This is a genomic window from Pseudomonas asuensis (assembly GCF_014646755.1).
Taxonomy (GTDB): domain Bacteria; phylum Pseudomonadota; class Gammaproteobacteria; order Pseudomonadales; family Pseudomonadaceae; genus Chryseomonas; species Chryseomonas asuensis.
On record NZ_BMNW01000001.1, the window covers coordinates 267,901 to 282,041 of the forward strand.

Genomic DNA, 14,141 nt, shown 5'->3' on the forward strand with positions numbered 1-14,141 from the left:
AGTTACAAGCGTCCCAGGTCGTTGACCAGCGCCAGTAACATGACACCAACAATAAGGCTTATACCAATCTGCATGCCCCACGCCTGAATGCGCTCGGATACAGGTTTCCCTCTTGCCCACTCGACGAAGTAGAACAACAAATGCCCACCATCAAGCACCGGAACAGGAAGTAGGTTTAAAACCCCAAGGCTTATGCTCAGATAGGCCAGGAAGTTTAAAAAGTCACTGATACCTGACTGGGCAGAAGCGCCCGCCACTTTAGCAATGGTTATCGGCCCACTCAAGTTTTTTACCGAGAGTTCCCCAAGCAACATTTTCTTGAGCGAATCCAAGGTAAGCAAACTCATGGTCCAAGTGCGTACAAGCCCTTGACCTACTGCTGCAACTGGGCCATAGCTAACTTCCCGAAGCATTTCAGAAGGCCACTCTACGCCCTTGACTCCAGCACCCAAGTAGCCAGATGTGTTCTTCGTATCGCCCCGACTAGAAAGCATAACTGGGACGGAGCGCTCAATTCCGGAACGATTGAATACAAGATTTACTGTTTGATTCGGATGGGCGCGTACATAGTCAACAACCTGTTGCCAGTCGCTAACAGACGAACCATCAACCGATACAATACGATCACCTGACTCAAGACCCGCCTTGGATGCCGGCCCTTCAGGGTCCAGTTCAGCCACAACAGGCGCTAGTGAAGGACGCCATGGGTGAATCCCTAAAGATCCGATGGGATCTGGACTATCGGAATCCTTGAGCCACCCTTCAAGCCGAATAGAATGAGCCTCTGGCAGACTATTATCAGGCTTACGTGTTTCAACGATCAGGGTGCCTGTCTCACCGAGGCGACGGACTAACTTGAGATTTACCTCGCCCCAGCCTGATACGGCTTTCCCGTCAATCGAGATGATCTCATCATTCGATTGCAGTCCTGCCTGCGCAGCGAGGCTTCCCTCATCAACCTTTCCGACAACAGGCTTAACCTGCTGAGTCCCAAGCATGGCCAGGGCCCAGAAGAATGCAATAGCCAGCAAGAAATTTGCTATCGGCCCTGCTGCTACGATAGCAATGCGCTGATAAACGGATTTTCGATTGAACGTCTGATTGAGCTGCTCAGCAGGGACCTCCCCTTCTCGCTCATCCAACATTTTCACATAACCGCCAAGCGGTATTGCCGCCACGACAAATTCCGTTCCATGCCTGTCATGCCAGCGAAATAGAGCTTTGCCGAAGCCAACCGAAAAACGCAGTACTTTGACGCCACATCGACGAGCGACCCAAAAGTGCCCAAACTCATGGAAAGTGACCAGCACCCCTAGTGCAACCAGGGTTCCAAGAATCATATACAGTGCACTCATGGCGTTCCTCCGCGCTTAGCGACCGTGGCGCTCAAGCCAGGCACTGGCTAAGCCCCTGGCGTGGCGATCCGCTTGCATCACACATTCGAGATCAGTTACGGCAGATACCGTTTCCTGCTGTAGCACAGCCTCAATAATTTGAGGTATTTCATCGAAACGTGCTCTGCCACCTAGAAAAGCCTCTACGGCTACTTCGTTTGCAGCATTTAAGACAGCAGGCGCTGTGCCTCCCACGCTAATCGCCTCTCGCGCAAGTCTCAGACAGGGGAAGCGCTGCTCATCAGGCTTTTGAAAATCAAGACGCGCCACTGCAAATAAATCCAAAGGGTTAACCCCAGATTCTATTCGCTCAGGCCACGCCAGGGCATGGGCAATTGGAGTACGCATATCAGGGTTACCCAATTGCGCAAGGACCGAACCGTCAACATAATCCACTAGCGAATGAATGACACTTTGAGGATGGACAACAATCTCAACCTGCTCTGGTTTTGCATTAAATAACCAGCATGCTTCGATGAACTCTAACCCTTTGTTCATCATGGTAGCGGAATCTACTGAAATCTTACGCCCCATTGACCAATTAGGATGAGCACATGCCTGATCCGGCGTAACGTCTCGCAGAGCGTCTAAAGGCGTTTCGCGAAAAGGGCCTCCTGAGGCCGTTAGCAAGACTCGCCGTACACCCTTTGAGCTCAAGCCTTCCTCATATCCTGTAGGCAGGCATTGAAAAATAGCATTATGCTCGCTATCGATTGGGAGCAGCTTCGCGCCATACTTAATCACAGCCTGCATAAATAAGGAGCCGCTCATAACAAGCGCTTCCTTATTTGCAAGGAGAACTTTCTTTCCGGCTCTAACTGCTGCAAGGGTAGGCTTAAGCCCGGCCGCACCGACAATCGCAGCCATGACAGCATCAACATCAGGATGAGCAGATACCTCGTCCAAACCCGCCTCACCAACCAGTATCTGCGTCGAGAGTCCAGCAGCCTTAAGCTTATGATCCAAAGCCTCAGCGTTCGCTTCTGTTGGCACAACAGCAAAACGAGGCTTATGGATAATACAAAGTGCCTCAAGCTCATTGAGCCTGGTATAGCCAGTCAGGGCGAACACTTTATAACGGTCAGAGTGACGCGCAATGACATCCAGGGTACTAAGGCCTATCGAACCGGTAGCACCTAGTACAGTGATGGTTTGAGGACTAGTCACATAACACCCCAGCCCGACCACCAGAGAAGCGCTGCGTAAAGCGGCACTGCTGCAGTCAGACTATCAATACGATCCATGATACCACCGTGTCCAGGCAGAAGCTGACTGCTGTCTTTAAGTCCTACCTGTCGCTTGAACATGCTTTCCGTAAGATCACCTACAACCGAAATAAGGACAACCAGTGAGGCACCGATCAAAGCTTTGATCAGTGTATTGGCATCCCAACCCCGATAGAGACCTACACCCAGCGTCAGCACAAGACTAGCTATCATGCCGCCAATCATGCCTTCCCAGCTTTTTCCTGGACTTACTTTGGGGGCAAGCTTGCGCTTACCAAATGCCTTGCCAGAAAAATAAGCGCCGATGTCAGCGACCCATACCAGTAGCATGACAGCAAGGATAAGCCAGTTGTTAAGTGGCCACTGCTTTAGGAGCATCAATCCCTGCCAAGCAGGAACCAAGATAGCTATACCTATTAAAAGACGTCGCCAGTTAGCTCTCCAGTAATTAGCACTTTCTGGATACGTCATGACAAGCACAGCAGCAAAAATCCACCACGCCACTGCAACTGGGAGAATGGCAAAGGCTAATTGAGGCAGCTGCCAACAGATGAGCAGCATGAGAGCGATAACAGCAGCATAGCCTATGCGAGACGCTTGAGAGACGAGCCCAGAGAGCCGAGCCCATTCCCAGGCGCCTAGCGACACCACCACCCCAATAAAGGTGGCGAAAGCCGCACCTTCCAGCAAAAAGAAGCCCCCAATCGCTATGGGTAGCAACACCAGAGCGGTCAGGACTCTTTGCTTTAGCATGATGCTCTCACTTCTGCTTCAATCTGTTCACTGGTTTTTCCAAAACGTCGCTGGCGTGTTGCATAGTCAGCCAAGGCCTTACGCATAGCCTCATGCTTGAAGTCCGGCCAAAACAAATCGGAAAAATATAGCTCCGCATACGCTAACTGCCACAGTAGGAAGTTGCTAATACGGTGTTCTCCACCTGTACGAATACATAGATCAGGTAAAGGCATGCCTGCTGTTGTCAGGCAGTTTTGAAGTAATTCAGGCGTAATTCGCTCAGGCTCAAGCGCCCCATCCTTCACTGCCTGCGCCAGCCGCTGGGCAGCTTGGGTGATATCCCATTGACCACCATAATTGGCTGCTACCTGGAGCACTAACCGATTATGACCAACAGTCAATGCTTCAGCCTGCTCCATTTCACGCTGTAATTCAGGATGAAACTTGGAACGATCCCCAATAATACGAAGGCGTATTCCATTTTGATCGAGCTTTTTAGCCTCACGTCGAAGCGCCGATAGAAACAGCTCCATCAGTGCACTGACTTCATCAGTCGGACGTCGCCAGTTTTCACTGGAAAACGCAAATAGGGTAAGTACTTCGACACCAGCGTCCGCACAGACTTCTATAGCTGCACGAACAGCGTCGACACCAGCTCTATGTCCTGCCACTCCAGGCAGTAACCGCCGGCGAGCCCAGCGGTTATTACCATCCATGATAATGGCGACATGACGCGGTACTACAGAACCAGGGTCGCTATTGCCCATCTTGCATCCCTGCCGTCAAACGGCCATCAAATCAGTTTCCTTAGCCTCCAAGGCCTTATCGACCTCAGCGACATATTTATCGGTCAACTTCTGGATCTCATCCTGCGCACGACGCTCTTCGTCTTCGCTGATTTCCTTCTCCTTAAGCAGATCCTTGAGCTGAGCCAGTGCATCACGACGTATGTTACGTACGGAGACACGAGCCTGCTCAGCCTCCTGGCGAGCCTGCTTGGTAAACCCCTTGCGGGTTTCCTCGGTAAGCGCAGGCATTGGAACTCGGATAGTGGTTCCAGCTGTAGCAGGATTCAAACCCAGATCAGACGTCATGATGGCTTTCTCGACGGCCTGGATCATGCTTCTGTCAAACACCGTTAGCGCCAAAGTACGGGAATCCTCTACCGTAACGTTAGCCACCTGCCGCAAAGGGGTATCGCTACCGTAATAGGACACCATGACTCCATCTAGAATGCTTGGATGGGCGCGTCCAGTACGGATCTTGGCGAAAGCGTGACCAAGCGCTTCGATTGTCTTGGTCATACGGCCTTGAGCTTCTTGCTTGATTTCATTGATCATACTGTGCCCTCTTCGATCAAAGTACCTTCTACGCCGCCCACTACAATATTTAGTAGAGCGCCGGATTTATTCATATTGAATACCCGAAGCGGCATCTTATGATCACGACACAGACAGATTGCTGTCAGGTCCATCACACCTAGTTTACGGTCGAGCACTTCGTCATACGTTAAGCGGTCGAACCTTTCCGCATTCGGATCCTTGAAAGGATCTGCAGTGTACACACCATCAACTTTGGTTGCCTTAAGCACCAAGTCAGCCTCAACCTCGATAGCACGCAGGCAAGCAGCTGAGTCCGTAGTAAAGAAGGGGTTGCCTGTACCTGCCGAGAAGATAACAACCTCACCGTTCTGCAACTGACGCATTGCCTTACGGCGATCATACTGGTCGGTCACACCTACCATAGATATGGCCGACATGACAGTTGCCGGAATATTGGAACGCTCCAGGGAGTCGCGCATAGCCAGTGCATTCATGACGGTAGCCAACATACCCATATGGTCACCGGTTACACGATCCATACCGGCAGCTGACAGCGCAGCTCCGCGGAACAGGTTGCCACCGCCAATAACCAAACCGACCTGAACACCAATACCAACAAGCTGACCGATTTCCAAGGACATACGATCAAGCACTTTTGGATCAATGCCGAAATCTTCGGACCCCATAAGGGCTTCGCCGCTGAGTTTAAGCAGAATACGTTTATAACGAGGTTGGCGACCACTCATCTGCTGAGCCATTCAATCTCTCCTGCGACGATTTGAAATAAGAAAAAACAAATCATTTTCCCATTACTGAGCCGGAACGTCAGCGTTGACGCATCGATAGTGGGATCGTTACCAAATAAAAAGAAAACTCACGCCCTTGCTGCTTGAAAAAAGAGGCCGCACGCGTTGGCGGGCAGCCTCTTCTTCAGCATCGATAGCGTCTTATTACTTGCTAGCTGCGACCTGAGCGGCCACCTCAGCTGCGAAGTCCACTTCAGCCTTCTCGATACCCTCACCCACTTCGTAGCGGACGAAGGAAACGATTTCAGCGCCAGCCTTTTTAGCCAGATCGCCGACCTTGACTTCAGGATCCTTCACGAAGGGCTGCTCAACCAGGCTTGCCTCAGCCAGGAACTTGTTGATACGGCCTTTGACCATGTTTTCAACAATATTTTCCGGCTTACCAGCAATCTTTTCGGCATTCAGGGCCAGGAAGATTTCTTTTTCCTTAGCAATCGCTTCTTCGGAAACCTGGGAAGGATTCAGGAACTGCGGATTGCTTGCAGCAATATGCATCGCGATGTCGCGGGCCAGATCAGGTGTGCCACCGTTCAGAGCAACGACAACACCGATACGATGACCGTGCAAGTAGGCGCTTATCACGTCACCTTCCACACGAGTCAAGCGACGGATAGTGACATTTTCACCCGTCTTGGAAACCAGCGCCAGACGCGCTTCTTCCTGGGACTCCACCAGCGGGGCAGCATCAGTCAGCTTCTGATCGAAAGCTTTGTTAAGGCTATCAGCAACAAAAGCCTTGAAGTCATCCTGCAGAGCCAGGAAGTCAGTCTGAGAGTTGACCTCGATGATCAGAGCAGCCTTGTTATCGTCGGAAACCTTGACAGCAATCGCACCTTCAGCAGCGATGTTGCCAGCTTTCTTGGCCGCTTTGATGGCGCCAGCTGCACGCATATCGTCGATGGCTTTCTCGATGTCGCCGCCAGCAGCGGTCAACGCCTTCTTGCAATCCATCATGCCAAGGCCGGTACGCTCACGCAGTTCTTTGACCAGGGCCGCAGTAATCTCTGCCATGCTCGAATCCTCTTGAATCAGTGTCTAAACCAATGCCCTAGGGCAGTAATTCTCTGAGTGGCAAAAAGGGGGCCTAGCCCCCTTCCTGCTCACTGAATGTCCAAGTCTTTACGACAGGGCCAATCAGCCTTCAGCAGCTTCGCTCGCTGCTTCTTCAACGAACTCTTCAGGTGTTGCACCTGTGCTCTGCTTACCGCGCAGTACGGCATCAGCCGCGGCACTCAGGTACAGCTGAACAGCGCGGAAGGCGTCGTCGTTACCTGGAATGATGTAATCAACACCTTCAGGGCTGCTGTTGGTATCAACAATACCGATAACCGGGATACCTAGCTTGTTCGCTTCAGTGATCGCGATACGCTCGTGATCAACGTCAACTACGAACAAAGCGTCCGGCAGACCGCCCATCTCCTTGATACCGCCCAGGCTGCGCTCGAGCTTCTCGAGATCGCGAGTACGCATCAGCGCTTCTTTCTTGGTCAGCTTGGTGAAGGTACCGTCTTCAGCCTGAATTTCAAGCTCACGCAGACGCTTGATGGACTGACGAATTGTTTTATAGTTCGTCAGCATACCGCCTAACCAGCGGTGGTCTACGAAAGGCATATTGCAACGAGCGGCTTCTTCACGAACGATCTTGCCAGCGGAACGCTTGGTGCCTACGAACAGGATCTTGTTCTTGCCAGAAGCCAGGCGCTCAACAAAGCTCAGCGCTTCATTGAACATCGGCAGTGTTTTTTCGAGGTTGATAATGTGAATCTTGTTACGCGCGCCGAAAATGTACTTACCCATTTTCGGGTTCCAGTAACGGGTCTGGTGGCCGAAGTGCACACCGGCCTTCAGCATGTCGCGCATGTTGACTTGGGACATTGATATTTCCTCAATAAGTCGGGTTGGGCCTCCACGCATCCCAATGACCAACTCCTTGCGGAGCACCCAGGCCATCGTGCCGATACGTGTGTGGGGTTTAGGCGTTTTAGGGCATTGCCCGAAAAGCGCCGCGCTTTATACCACAGAAGCTAGCCGATTTAAACCATGACAGACTACTGCAGTGAGGATGGTAGCGAAGAACAGGTTTGTTAGAATCCCGTCCAACCCTTTTACTTTAGTCCATATACATGCTGCCTGCGCAGCGCTAGAGATTCTAATGACCGTTATCATCAAGACTGCCGAAGACATCGAAAAAATGCGTATTGCCGGCCAACTGGCGGCGGACGTACTTGAAATGCTGGATGAGCATGTCAAGCCGGGTATTACGACAGAAGAGCTAAATCAGCTCTGCCACGATTATATTGTTAATGTGCAACAGGCCATTCCAGCTCCGCTCAACTACAAGGGTTACCCCAAGTCCATTTGCACCTCGATCAATCATGTCGTCTGCCACGGCATACCTAACGACAAACCGTTAAAAAAAGGTGACATCCTTAATGTGGATATCACGATCATCAAGGATGGCTACCATGGCGACACCAGCAAGATGTACTGCGTGGGTGAAGTGGCCGAATGGGCAAAGAGGCTTTGCGAGGTAACGCAGGAATGCCTGTATAAAGGTATTTCTGTTGTTCGCCCTGGCGCTCACTTGGGCGATATTGGGGAAATCATTCAAAAGTATGCTGAAAAACAAGGTTTTTCCGTAGTTCGTGACTTCTGCGGACATGGCATCGGCAAGGGCTTCCATGAAGAACCACAGGTTGTTCACTACGGTCGCGCCGGAACAGGCCTTGAGATCAAGGAAGGCATGATTTTCACCATTGAGCCGATGATCAATCAGGGTCGCCCCGAAACAAAGGTACTTGGCGACGGCTGGACGGCCATTACCAAGGACCGCAAGCTTTCTGCTCAGTGGGAACACACTGTACTGGTTACTGCTGATGGGTATGAAATTCTGACGCTGCGTAAAGACGAAACCATTCCCCGCACCCCCGCATGAGGTAATACGGGCATGCCCCAGGTAGATCCCGAACTGTTCGACCGTGGACAGTTCCAGGCTGAACTCGCGTTAAAGACCAGCCCAATCGCTGCATTTAAAAAGGCGATCCGCAAGGCAAATGAGGTATTGGACGAGCGATTTTCAGCCGGACGCAGTACGCGGCGCCTGGTCGAGGATCGAGCCTGGTTTGTTGACCAGATATTGTGTGAAGCCTGGCAACGATTGAACTGGGGCAATGCAGAAATTGCCTTACTCGCCGTGGGTGGTTATGGCCGCGGCGAGCTGCATCCTCAATCAGACATTGATCTGCTCATTCTATTGGGCTCGGAAGATCAGGAAGCGCACCGAGAATCCATTGAGGGCTTTTTGACACTGCTTTGGGATATTGGTCTTGCCGTAGGCCAAAGCGTGCGCTCGGTTCAGGAGTGTGCAGATGAAGCCAGAGCAGACCTGACCGTTATTACTAACCTGATGGAGTGCCGTACGGTTGCAGGCCCTGAAGGCCTTCGCCTGAGAATGCTCGATGTAACCAGCCCCAAACGGATGTGGCCCAGCCGGGATTTCTTCCTGGCAAAGCGGGACGAACAGAAAGCACGGCATGCCAAATATAACGATACAGAATACAACCTTGAGCCCAACGTAAAAGGCTCACCGGGCGGCTTGCGCGACATACAAGCCTTGCTGTGGGTCGCACGTCGACATTTCGGGACGCTGAATTTACACGCACTGGTTGGCCAGGGCTTTCTGACCGAAAGCGAATGCTCGCTGCTGGCCTCCAGTCAGGAGTTCCTATGGAAGGTGCGCTACGCTCTGCATATGCTGGCAGGCAGACCTGAGGACCGCCTCTTGTTTGACCATCAGCGCCGTATCGCTGGCCTCCTGGGGTATGAAGATAGTGATGCGAAGTTGGCGGTTGAGCGCTTTATGCAGAAGTACTACCGCGTTGTGATGGATATTGCCCAGCTTAATGATGTGGTCATGCAGCATTTTGAAGAGGCGATCCTGCGAGACGATGAAAGCGAACCTACTCAGCCGCTCAATAGCCGCTTTCAGCTACGGGACGGTTATATCGAGGTTAGCCATCCGGAAGTATTTAAGCGCACCCCGTTTGCGCTGCTGGAAATCTTTGTGCTGATGGCACAGCACCCCGAGATTAAAGGGGTTTGCGCTGGCACAATTCGGTTACTTCGCGATCATCGCCATTTGATCAACGACGAATTCCGCCATGATATCCGCAACACAAGCTTGTTTATCGAGCTGTTCAAAGGCCGCGAAGGCATTCATCGCAACCTTCGTCGCATGAACCGTTATGGCATTCTTGGCCTGTACTTGCCGGAGTTCGGACAAATCATTGGCCAGATGCAGCACGACCTATTCCACATCTATACGGTCGATGCACATACGCTCAACCTGATTAAGCATTTGCGCAAGCTGAACCGGCCCGAGATGACAGAGAAATACCCTCTAGCCACCCGGGTCATGAACAAGCTGCCCAAGCCTGAGCTGATTTATCTTGCCGGTCTATACCATGACATCGGCAAAGGTCGTGGCGGTGATCATTCGGAACTGGGCGCTGTGGACGCTGAAGCGTTCTGCCGTCGCCACCAATTGCCTGAATGGGACAGCAACCTGATCTGCTGGCTAGTGCGCAATCACTTGGCCATGTCAACCACGGCGCAGCGCAAGGACTTATCCGACCCACTGGTAATTCATGACTTCGCCCAGACCGTAGGCGATCAGGTTCATCTGGATTATCTCTATGCACTGACCGTTGCAGATATCAACGCAACCAATCCCAACCTCTGGAATTCGTGGCGAGCCAGCCTTTTGCGCCAGCTCTATACAGAAACCAAGCGTGCCTTGCGCCGAGGCCTTGAAAACCCGGTAGAGCGCGAAGAGCAAATTCGTCAGACCCAGAGTTCAGCTATTGATATCCTGGTGCGTAACGGTATCGACCAAGATGATGCTGAGCACTTGTGGGGGCAACTGGGCGATGATTATTTCCTGCGCCATACCGCTAGTGATGTGGCTTGGCATACTGAAGCTATTCTAAGCCATCCCAATAACGGTAATCCGCTGATCTTGATCAAGGAGACCACCCAACGTGAATTCGAGGGTGGAACCCAGATCTTTATTTATGCGCAAGACCAGCACGACTTCTTTGCGGTGACCGTAGCCGCCATGGACCAGCTTAACCTGAGCATTCAGGATGCACGCATTATTACATCTACCAGCCAGTTCACCCTGGATACTTATGTTGTGCTTGATGCTGATGGCGGTTCTATTGGCAACAATCCAGCCCGTATTCAGCAGATCCGTAGTGACTTGATCCAGGCACTGAAAACGCCGGAGGAATATCCAAACATCATCAACCGACGTGTACCGCGTCAGCTCAAGCACTTTGCCTTCGCCCCTCAGGTGAATATCTATACAGATGCTCAGCGGGCTGTGAGCCTGATTGAGTTAACTGCGCCTGACCGCCCGGGCTTACTGGCACGCGTGGGAGGCATATTCCTGGACTTCGACCTGTCGGTTCAGAATGCCAAAATTGCCACATTGGGCGAGCGTGTCGAAGACGTATTCTATGTTACGGATGCGTACGGGCAGCCCTTGTCGGATCCGAAGCTGTGCGAGCAACTTCAACAAGCGCTGATTAAAAACCTAAGCGAGGCCAATGGCTCCGAAACGCCGTTGCTACGCATCAGCATCTAATGGACAACCCAGCCTAAGGCCAGGCTGTACTCGCGAGACCTGATATGAATGATGCCTTGAACCTGCTCCAGCCCTACCCTTTCGAAAAACTGCGCGCGCTGCTGGCAGGCGTCCAGACACCCCCGGACAAGAAAGCCATCGCGCTATCTATTGGTGAGCCCAAGCATCCATCGCCAGCATTCGTTGCAAAAGTGCTAACCGAGCATTTGGATCAATTGGCCGTTTACCCAACGACAGCCGGACTGCCAGCCTTGCGCGAAGCGATTGTGACGTGGTGCGAGCAGCGTTTTCGGGTACCGTCAGGCTGGATGGACGCTGCCCACCATGCATTACCGGTCACAGGCACTCGCGAGGCGCTTTTCTCTTTTACGCAGACGGTAGTGAACCGTCAGGAAGGCGCGCTGGTAGTCAGTCCAAATCCTTTTTATCAGATTTATGAAGGCGCAACACTGCTAGCTGGCGCAGAGCCTCATTACCTACCCTGCCTGCCGGAAAAAGGCTTCAACCCTGACTTTGACGCCGTTCCGGCTGAGATATGGGATCGCTGCCAGCTATTGTTTCTGTGCTCTCCCGGCAATCCAACCGGGGCATTACTGCCGATCGAGACACTGAAGCGCCTGATTGAGCTGGCCGACCGCCATGATTTTGTGATTGCAGCGGATGAATGCTACAGCGAACTGTATTTTGATGAAGAAAATCCACCGGCCGGACTTTTGACTGCCTGTGCCGAATTAGGCCGCCGTGATTTCAGCCGTTGTGTAGTGTTCCATAGCCTGTCCAAGCGTTCGAATCTGCCGGGCCTACGCTCAGGGTTCGTTGCAGGCGATGCCGAGATACTCAAACGCTTCCTGCTATATCGCACTTACCATGGCTGCGCCATGCCGATCCATGTGCAGCGCGCCAGCATTGCAGCCTGGAGCGATGAAGCACACGTACGTGAAAACCGGGTGCTTTACCGGGAAAAATTTGATGCCGTATTAGAGATATTGAAAGGCGTGCTGGATGTTGAGCGCCCAGATGGTGGCTTTTACCTATGGGCCAAAACACCCATAGATGACCAGGCCTTTGCCCGTGAACTATATGCGAATGAACACGTTACCGTTGTGCCTGGCTCCTACCTCTCCCGTACGGTAGACGGCGCTAACCCTGGCGCCAATCGAGTTCGTATGGCACTGGTAGCCCCTCTGGACAAGTGCATTGAAGCAGCTGAGCGTATTCGAGCATTCTGCACCCGTTAACGGCTTTTATCCTGTTGTTGACGCAGGAATACTGCGCATCAATGTCGCCTCGCTGAAGTCCAAGTCGCTCAGGACTTCGGCGACGATCTCATCATCGATCACACCTGATAACCGCATACGATAGAGCTCACGACGCTGGGCTCGAATAGCCAGTAGCCTCAACTGTGTTTCGATGAAAAGACTGGTTCGAGCACGCGCCTGAACCTCTTCCGTGTCCTGATAGATATCCAGCTGCTCGCGAAACTCGGCCATGAGTTGCGTCTTGATTTCTGCCTTTAATCCAGCCCGCAGGGGGTCTTCATCGTCGATGCTCTCGGTCTCCAGGGCTCGAAGGGCTGCTTCAGCAGTATTACGTCGGATCTCCCTACGCTCGCGGTCTGCTGCCTCGTTGGTCCCTACGCTTAGGCCACGCAATAAAAGCGGTAATCCTATGCTGGCGGCCAGCAGGGAAAGCAAGATAACGCCCGCCGCAATGAAAATTAGTACGTCCCTCTGAGGAAAGGGCTGTCCATTGGCTAGAACGATAGGAAGCGACAACACACCAGCCAATGTCACAGCGCCACGCACCCCCGCAATCGACGCGATAATCGCTGTACGCTGAAAGTCATTGCCAGGCATAGCCTCATGGTGCCGCGAGATACGCCAATACAGATTCATAACCAGATAGCGCAGCACAATCAGCACGAGGAAGATCAGGGTCACCTCCCCCATCAACCAGCCTAGCGTTTTATAAACATGTTCAGACGGTTTGAGCACCGCAGCGATGATGTCAGGCAGTTGTAGCCCTAGAAGCAGGAAGACCAGTCCATTGAAGGTAAACTCCAACATTGACCAGATACTATGGTTGAGCAAGCGGGTGCGAGACTGGCGAGGCAGCATGTCGATACGGCTTTGCACAAGCCCGGCTGCGACCGCGGAGAGGATACCGGAAAACCCCAAGTGCTCAGCGATGACGTAAGCGGCAAACGGGAGCAAAAGCAGGAAAACGACATAGGGCGCCGGGTCCGTCCAGCCGTGCTCGACCAGCCAGTTACGGGCTTGCCCTGTCAGCCAACTCAGAGCGGCGCCTGTAAAAAGGCCACCAATGGCGACCATAAGAAAAGTCAGGCTCGCATCTGCCAGAGAGAACACACCTGTCATGGCGGCGGCTACAGCAAAACGGAAGGTGACAAGGCCTGACGCGTCATTGAAAAGCGCCTCGCCCTGAAGGATATGCATCAGCCGCTTGGGCAACTTGCCACGTGCAATTCCAGACACTGCAACGGCATCGGTTGGCGACAGTACAGCCGCCAGGGCAAAGGCTACTGGCCAGGAAAGACCGGGCACTAACCAGTGGATAAAGGCGCCAGCGGCAAGGACAGTAATAAATACCAGACCAAAGGCCAGTGTCAGAATAGGCGCCCGAAGCCGCCAGAGTTCACGCTTCGGCATCCGCCAGCCATCAGAGAATAAAAGCGGCGGAATAAACAACAGCATAAACAGCTCAGGGTCGAGCGCGACATGCAAACCCAGGGATGGTAGAGCCAGTAGCGCGCCAACAAATACCTGTATCAACGGAAGCGGCACAGGAAGAAACTGCGCAGTGAGACGTGTCGCGCCTACTACAAGCAGCATGATCAGAATGGTATAAACGAGTGTCAACGCTTTTCTCCGCTGGCTATCGAGCCGGTCCACCCGGCCTGAACCATACGACCCTTATCGACAAGCCCCATAAAGACGCGTTCGGCTAAGCCGCATCCAGACGGTAAGCATGAGGTATCACTGTATCCTCAT

Annotated in this window: 12 protein-coding genes; 3 read left to right on the top strand and 9 right to left on the bottom strand. The window is 52.6% G+C overall.

Annotated elements, in window-relative coordinates; translation table 11 throughout:
* Positions 1 to 2: 2 nt before the first annotated feature.
* The 8 genes from rseP to rpsB all read right to left on the bottom strand — a co-directional run bounded on the left by rseP (position 3) and on the right by rpsB (position 7,358).
* Positions 3 to 1,355 (bottom strand): RIP metalloprotease RseP, encoded by a 1,353-nt coding sequence (rseP, locus tag IEX86_RS01250; RefSeq protein WP_188864252.1) that lies wholly within the window; start codon positions 1,353 to 1,355, stop codon positions 3 to 5.
* Between the two features lie 15 nt (positions 1,356 to 1,370).
* Positions 1,371 to 2,561 (bottom strand): 1-deoxy-D-xylulose-5-phosphate reductoisomerase, encoded by a 1,191-nt coding sequence (ispC, locus tag IEX86_RS01255; protein ID WP_188864253.1) that lies wholly within the window; start codon positions 2,559 to 2,561, stop codon positions 1,371 to 1,373.
* A complete protein-coding gene (locus IEX86_RS01260; RefSeq protein ID WP_188864254.1) occupies positions 2,558 to 3,373 on the bottom strand; it encodes a phosphatidate cytidylyltransferase in 816 nt (271 codons plus the stop codon). The genes ispC and IEX86_RS01260 overlap by 4 nt, the downstream gene beginning before the upstream one ends.
* Positions 3,367 to 4,122 (bottom strand): polyprenyl diphosphate synthase, encoded by a 756-nt coding sequence (gene uppS, locus IEX86_RS01265; protein WP_188864255.1) that lies wholly within the window; start codon positions 4,120 to 4,122, stop codon positions 3,367 to 3,369. The genes IEX86_RS01260 and uppS overlap by 7 nt, the downstream gene beginning before the upstream one ends.
* 15 nt (positions 4,123 to 4,137) lie before the next feature.
* On the bottom strand, positions 4,138 to 4,695 hold the full coding sequence (gene frr / locus IEX86_RS01270; RefSeq protein ID WP_188864256.1) for a ribosome recycling factor: 558 nt from the start codon (positions 4,693 to 4,695) through the stop codon (positions 4,138 to 4,140).
* Entirely contained in the window at positions 4,692 to 5,435 is a 744-nt protein-coding gene (pyrH, locus tag IEX86_RS01275) for a UMP kinase (RefSeq protein ID WP_188864257.1), read from the bottom strand. The genes frr and pyrH overlap by 4 nt, the downstream gene beginning before the upstream one ends.
* Positions 5,436 to 5,627: 192 nt before the next feature.
* Positions 5,628 to 6,494: a translation elongation factor Ts gene (gene tsf, locus IEX86_RS01280; RefSeq protein ID WP_188864258.1), complete on the bottom strand. Its 867-nt coding sequence runs from the start codon at positions 6,492 to 6,494 to the stop codon at positions 5,628 to 5,630.
* Between the two features lie 123 nt (positions 6,495 to 6,617).
* The gene (rpsB, locus tag IEX86_RS01285; RefSeq protein ID WP_188864259.1) at positions 6,618 to 7,358 is read right to left on the bottom strand and encodes a 30S ribosomal protein S2; all 741 of its coding nucleotides are present in this window, start codon (positions 7,356 to 7,358) and stop codon (positions 6,618 to 6,620) included.
* Positions 7,359 to 7,635: 277 nt separating this feature from the next.
* Here rpsB and map point away from each other — a divergent pair, with 277 nt between their 5' ends.
* Genes map through dapC form a run of 3 tightly spaced genes read left to right on the top strand, consistent with a single transcriptional unit; the run spans position 7,636 to position 12,368 of the window.
* Positions 7,636 to 8,418, top strand: a complete 783-nt coding sequence (gene map / locus IEX86_RS01290; RefSeq protein ID WP_188864260.1) for a type I methionyl aminopeptidase — start codon at positions 7,636 to 7,638, stop codon at positions 8,416 to 8,418.
* A gap of 12 nt (positions 8,419 to 8,430) precedes the next feature.
* The gene (locus tag IEX86_RS01295; protein ID WP_188864261.1) at positions 8,431 to 11,130 is read left to right on the top strand and encodes a [protein-PII] uridylyltransferase; all 2,700 of its coding nucleotides are present in this window, start codon (positions 8,431 to 8,433) and stop codon (positions 11,128 to 11,130) included.
* Between the two features lie 44 nt (positions 11,131 to 11,174).
* Positions 11,175 to 12,368, top strand: coding sequence for a succinyldiaminopimelate transaminase (gene dapC / locus IEX86_RS01300; RefSeq protein ID WP_188864262.1), 1,194 nt, complete (start codon positions 11,175 to 11,177; stop codon positions 12,366 to 12,368).
* A gap of 6 nt (positions 12,369 to 12,374) precedes the next feature.
* Here the strand turns inward: dapC and IEX86_RS01305 are convergent, their stop codons facing one another.
* Positions 12,375 to 14,009 carry a Na+/H+ antiporter gene (locus tag IEX86_RS01305; RefSeq protein ID WP_188864263.1) on the bottom strand — a complete coding sequence of 545 codons (1,635 nt, stop codon included), beginning with the start codon at positions 14,007 to 14,009 and terminating at the stop codon, positions 12,375 to 12,377.
* Positions 14,010 to 14,141: the final 132 nt, after the last annotated feature.

Coding starts and splice junctions, on each gene's coding strand:
- rseP (WP_188864252.1), bottom strand. CDS start 1,355: ATGAGTGCACTGTATATGATTCTTGGAACCCTGGTTGCACTAGGGGTG.
- IEX86_RS01260 (WP_188864254.1), bottom strand. CDS start 3,373: ATGCTAAAGCAAAGAGTCCTGACCGCTCTGGTGTTGCTACCCATAGCG.
- uppS (WP_188864255.1), bottom strand. CDS start 4,122: ATGGGCAATAGCGACCCTGGTTCTGTAGTACCGCGTCATGTCGCCATT.
- frr (WP_188864256.1), bottom strand. CDS start 4,695: ATGATCAATGAAATCAAGCAAGAAGCTCAAGGCCGTATGACCAAGACA.
- pyrH (WP_188864257.1), bottom strand. CDS start 5,435: ATGGCTCAGCAGATGAGTGGTCGCCAACCTCGTTATAAACGTATTCTG.
- tsf (WP_188864258.1), bottom strand. CDS start 6,494: ATGGCAGAGATTACTGCGGCCCTGGTCAAAGAACTGCGTGAGCGTACC.
- rpsB (WP_188864259.1), bottom strand. CDS start 7,358: ATGTCCCAAGTCAACATGCGCGACATGCTGAAGGCCGGTGTGCACTTC.
- map (WP_188864260.1), top strand. CDS start 7,636: ATGACCGTTATCATCAAGACTGCCGAAGACATCGAAAAAATGCGTATT.
- IEX86_RS01295 (WP_188864261.1), top strand. CDS start 8,431: ATGCCCCAGGTAGATCCCGAACTGTTCGACCGTGGACAGTTCCAGGCT.
- dapC (WP_188864262.1), top strand. CDS start 11,175: ATGAATGATGCCTTGAACCTGCTCCAGCCCTACCCTTTCGAAAAACTG.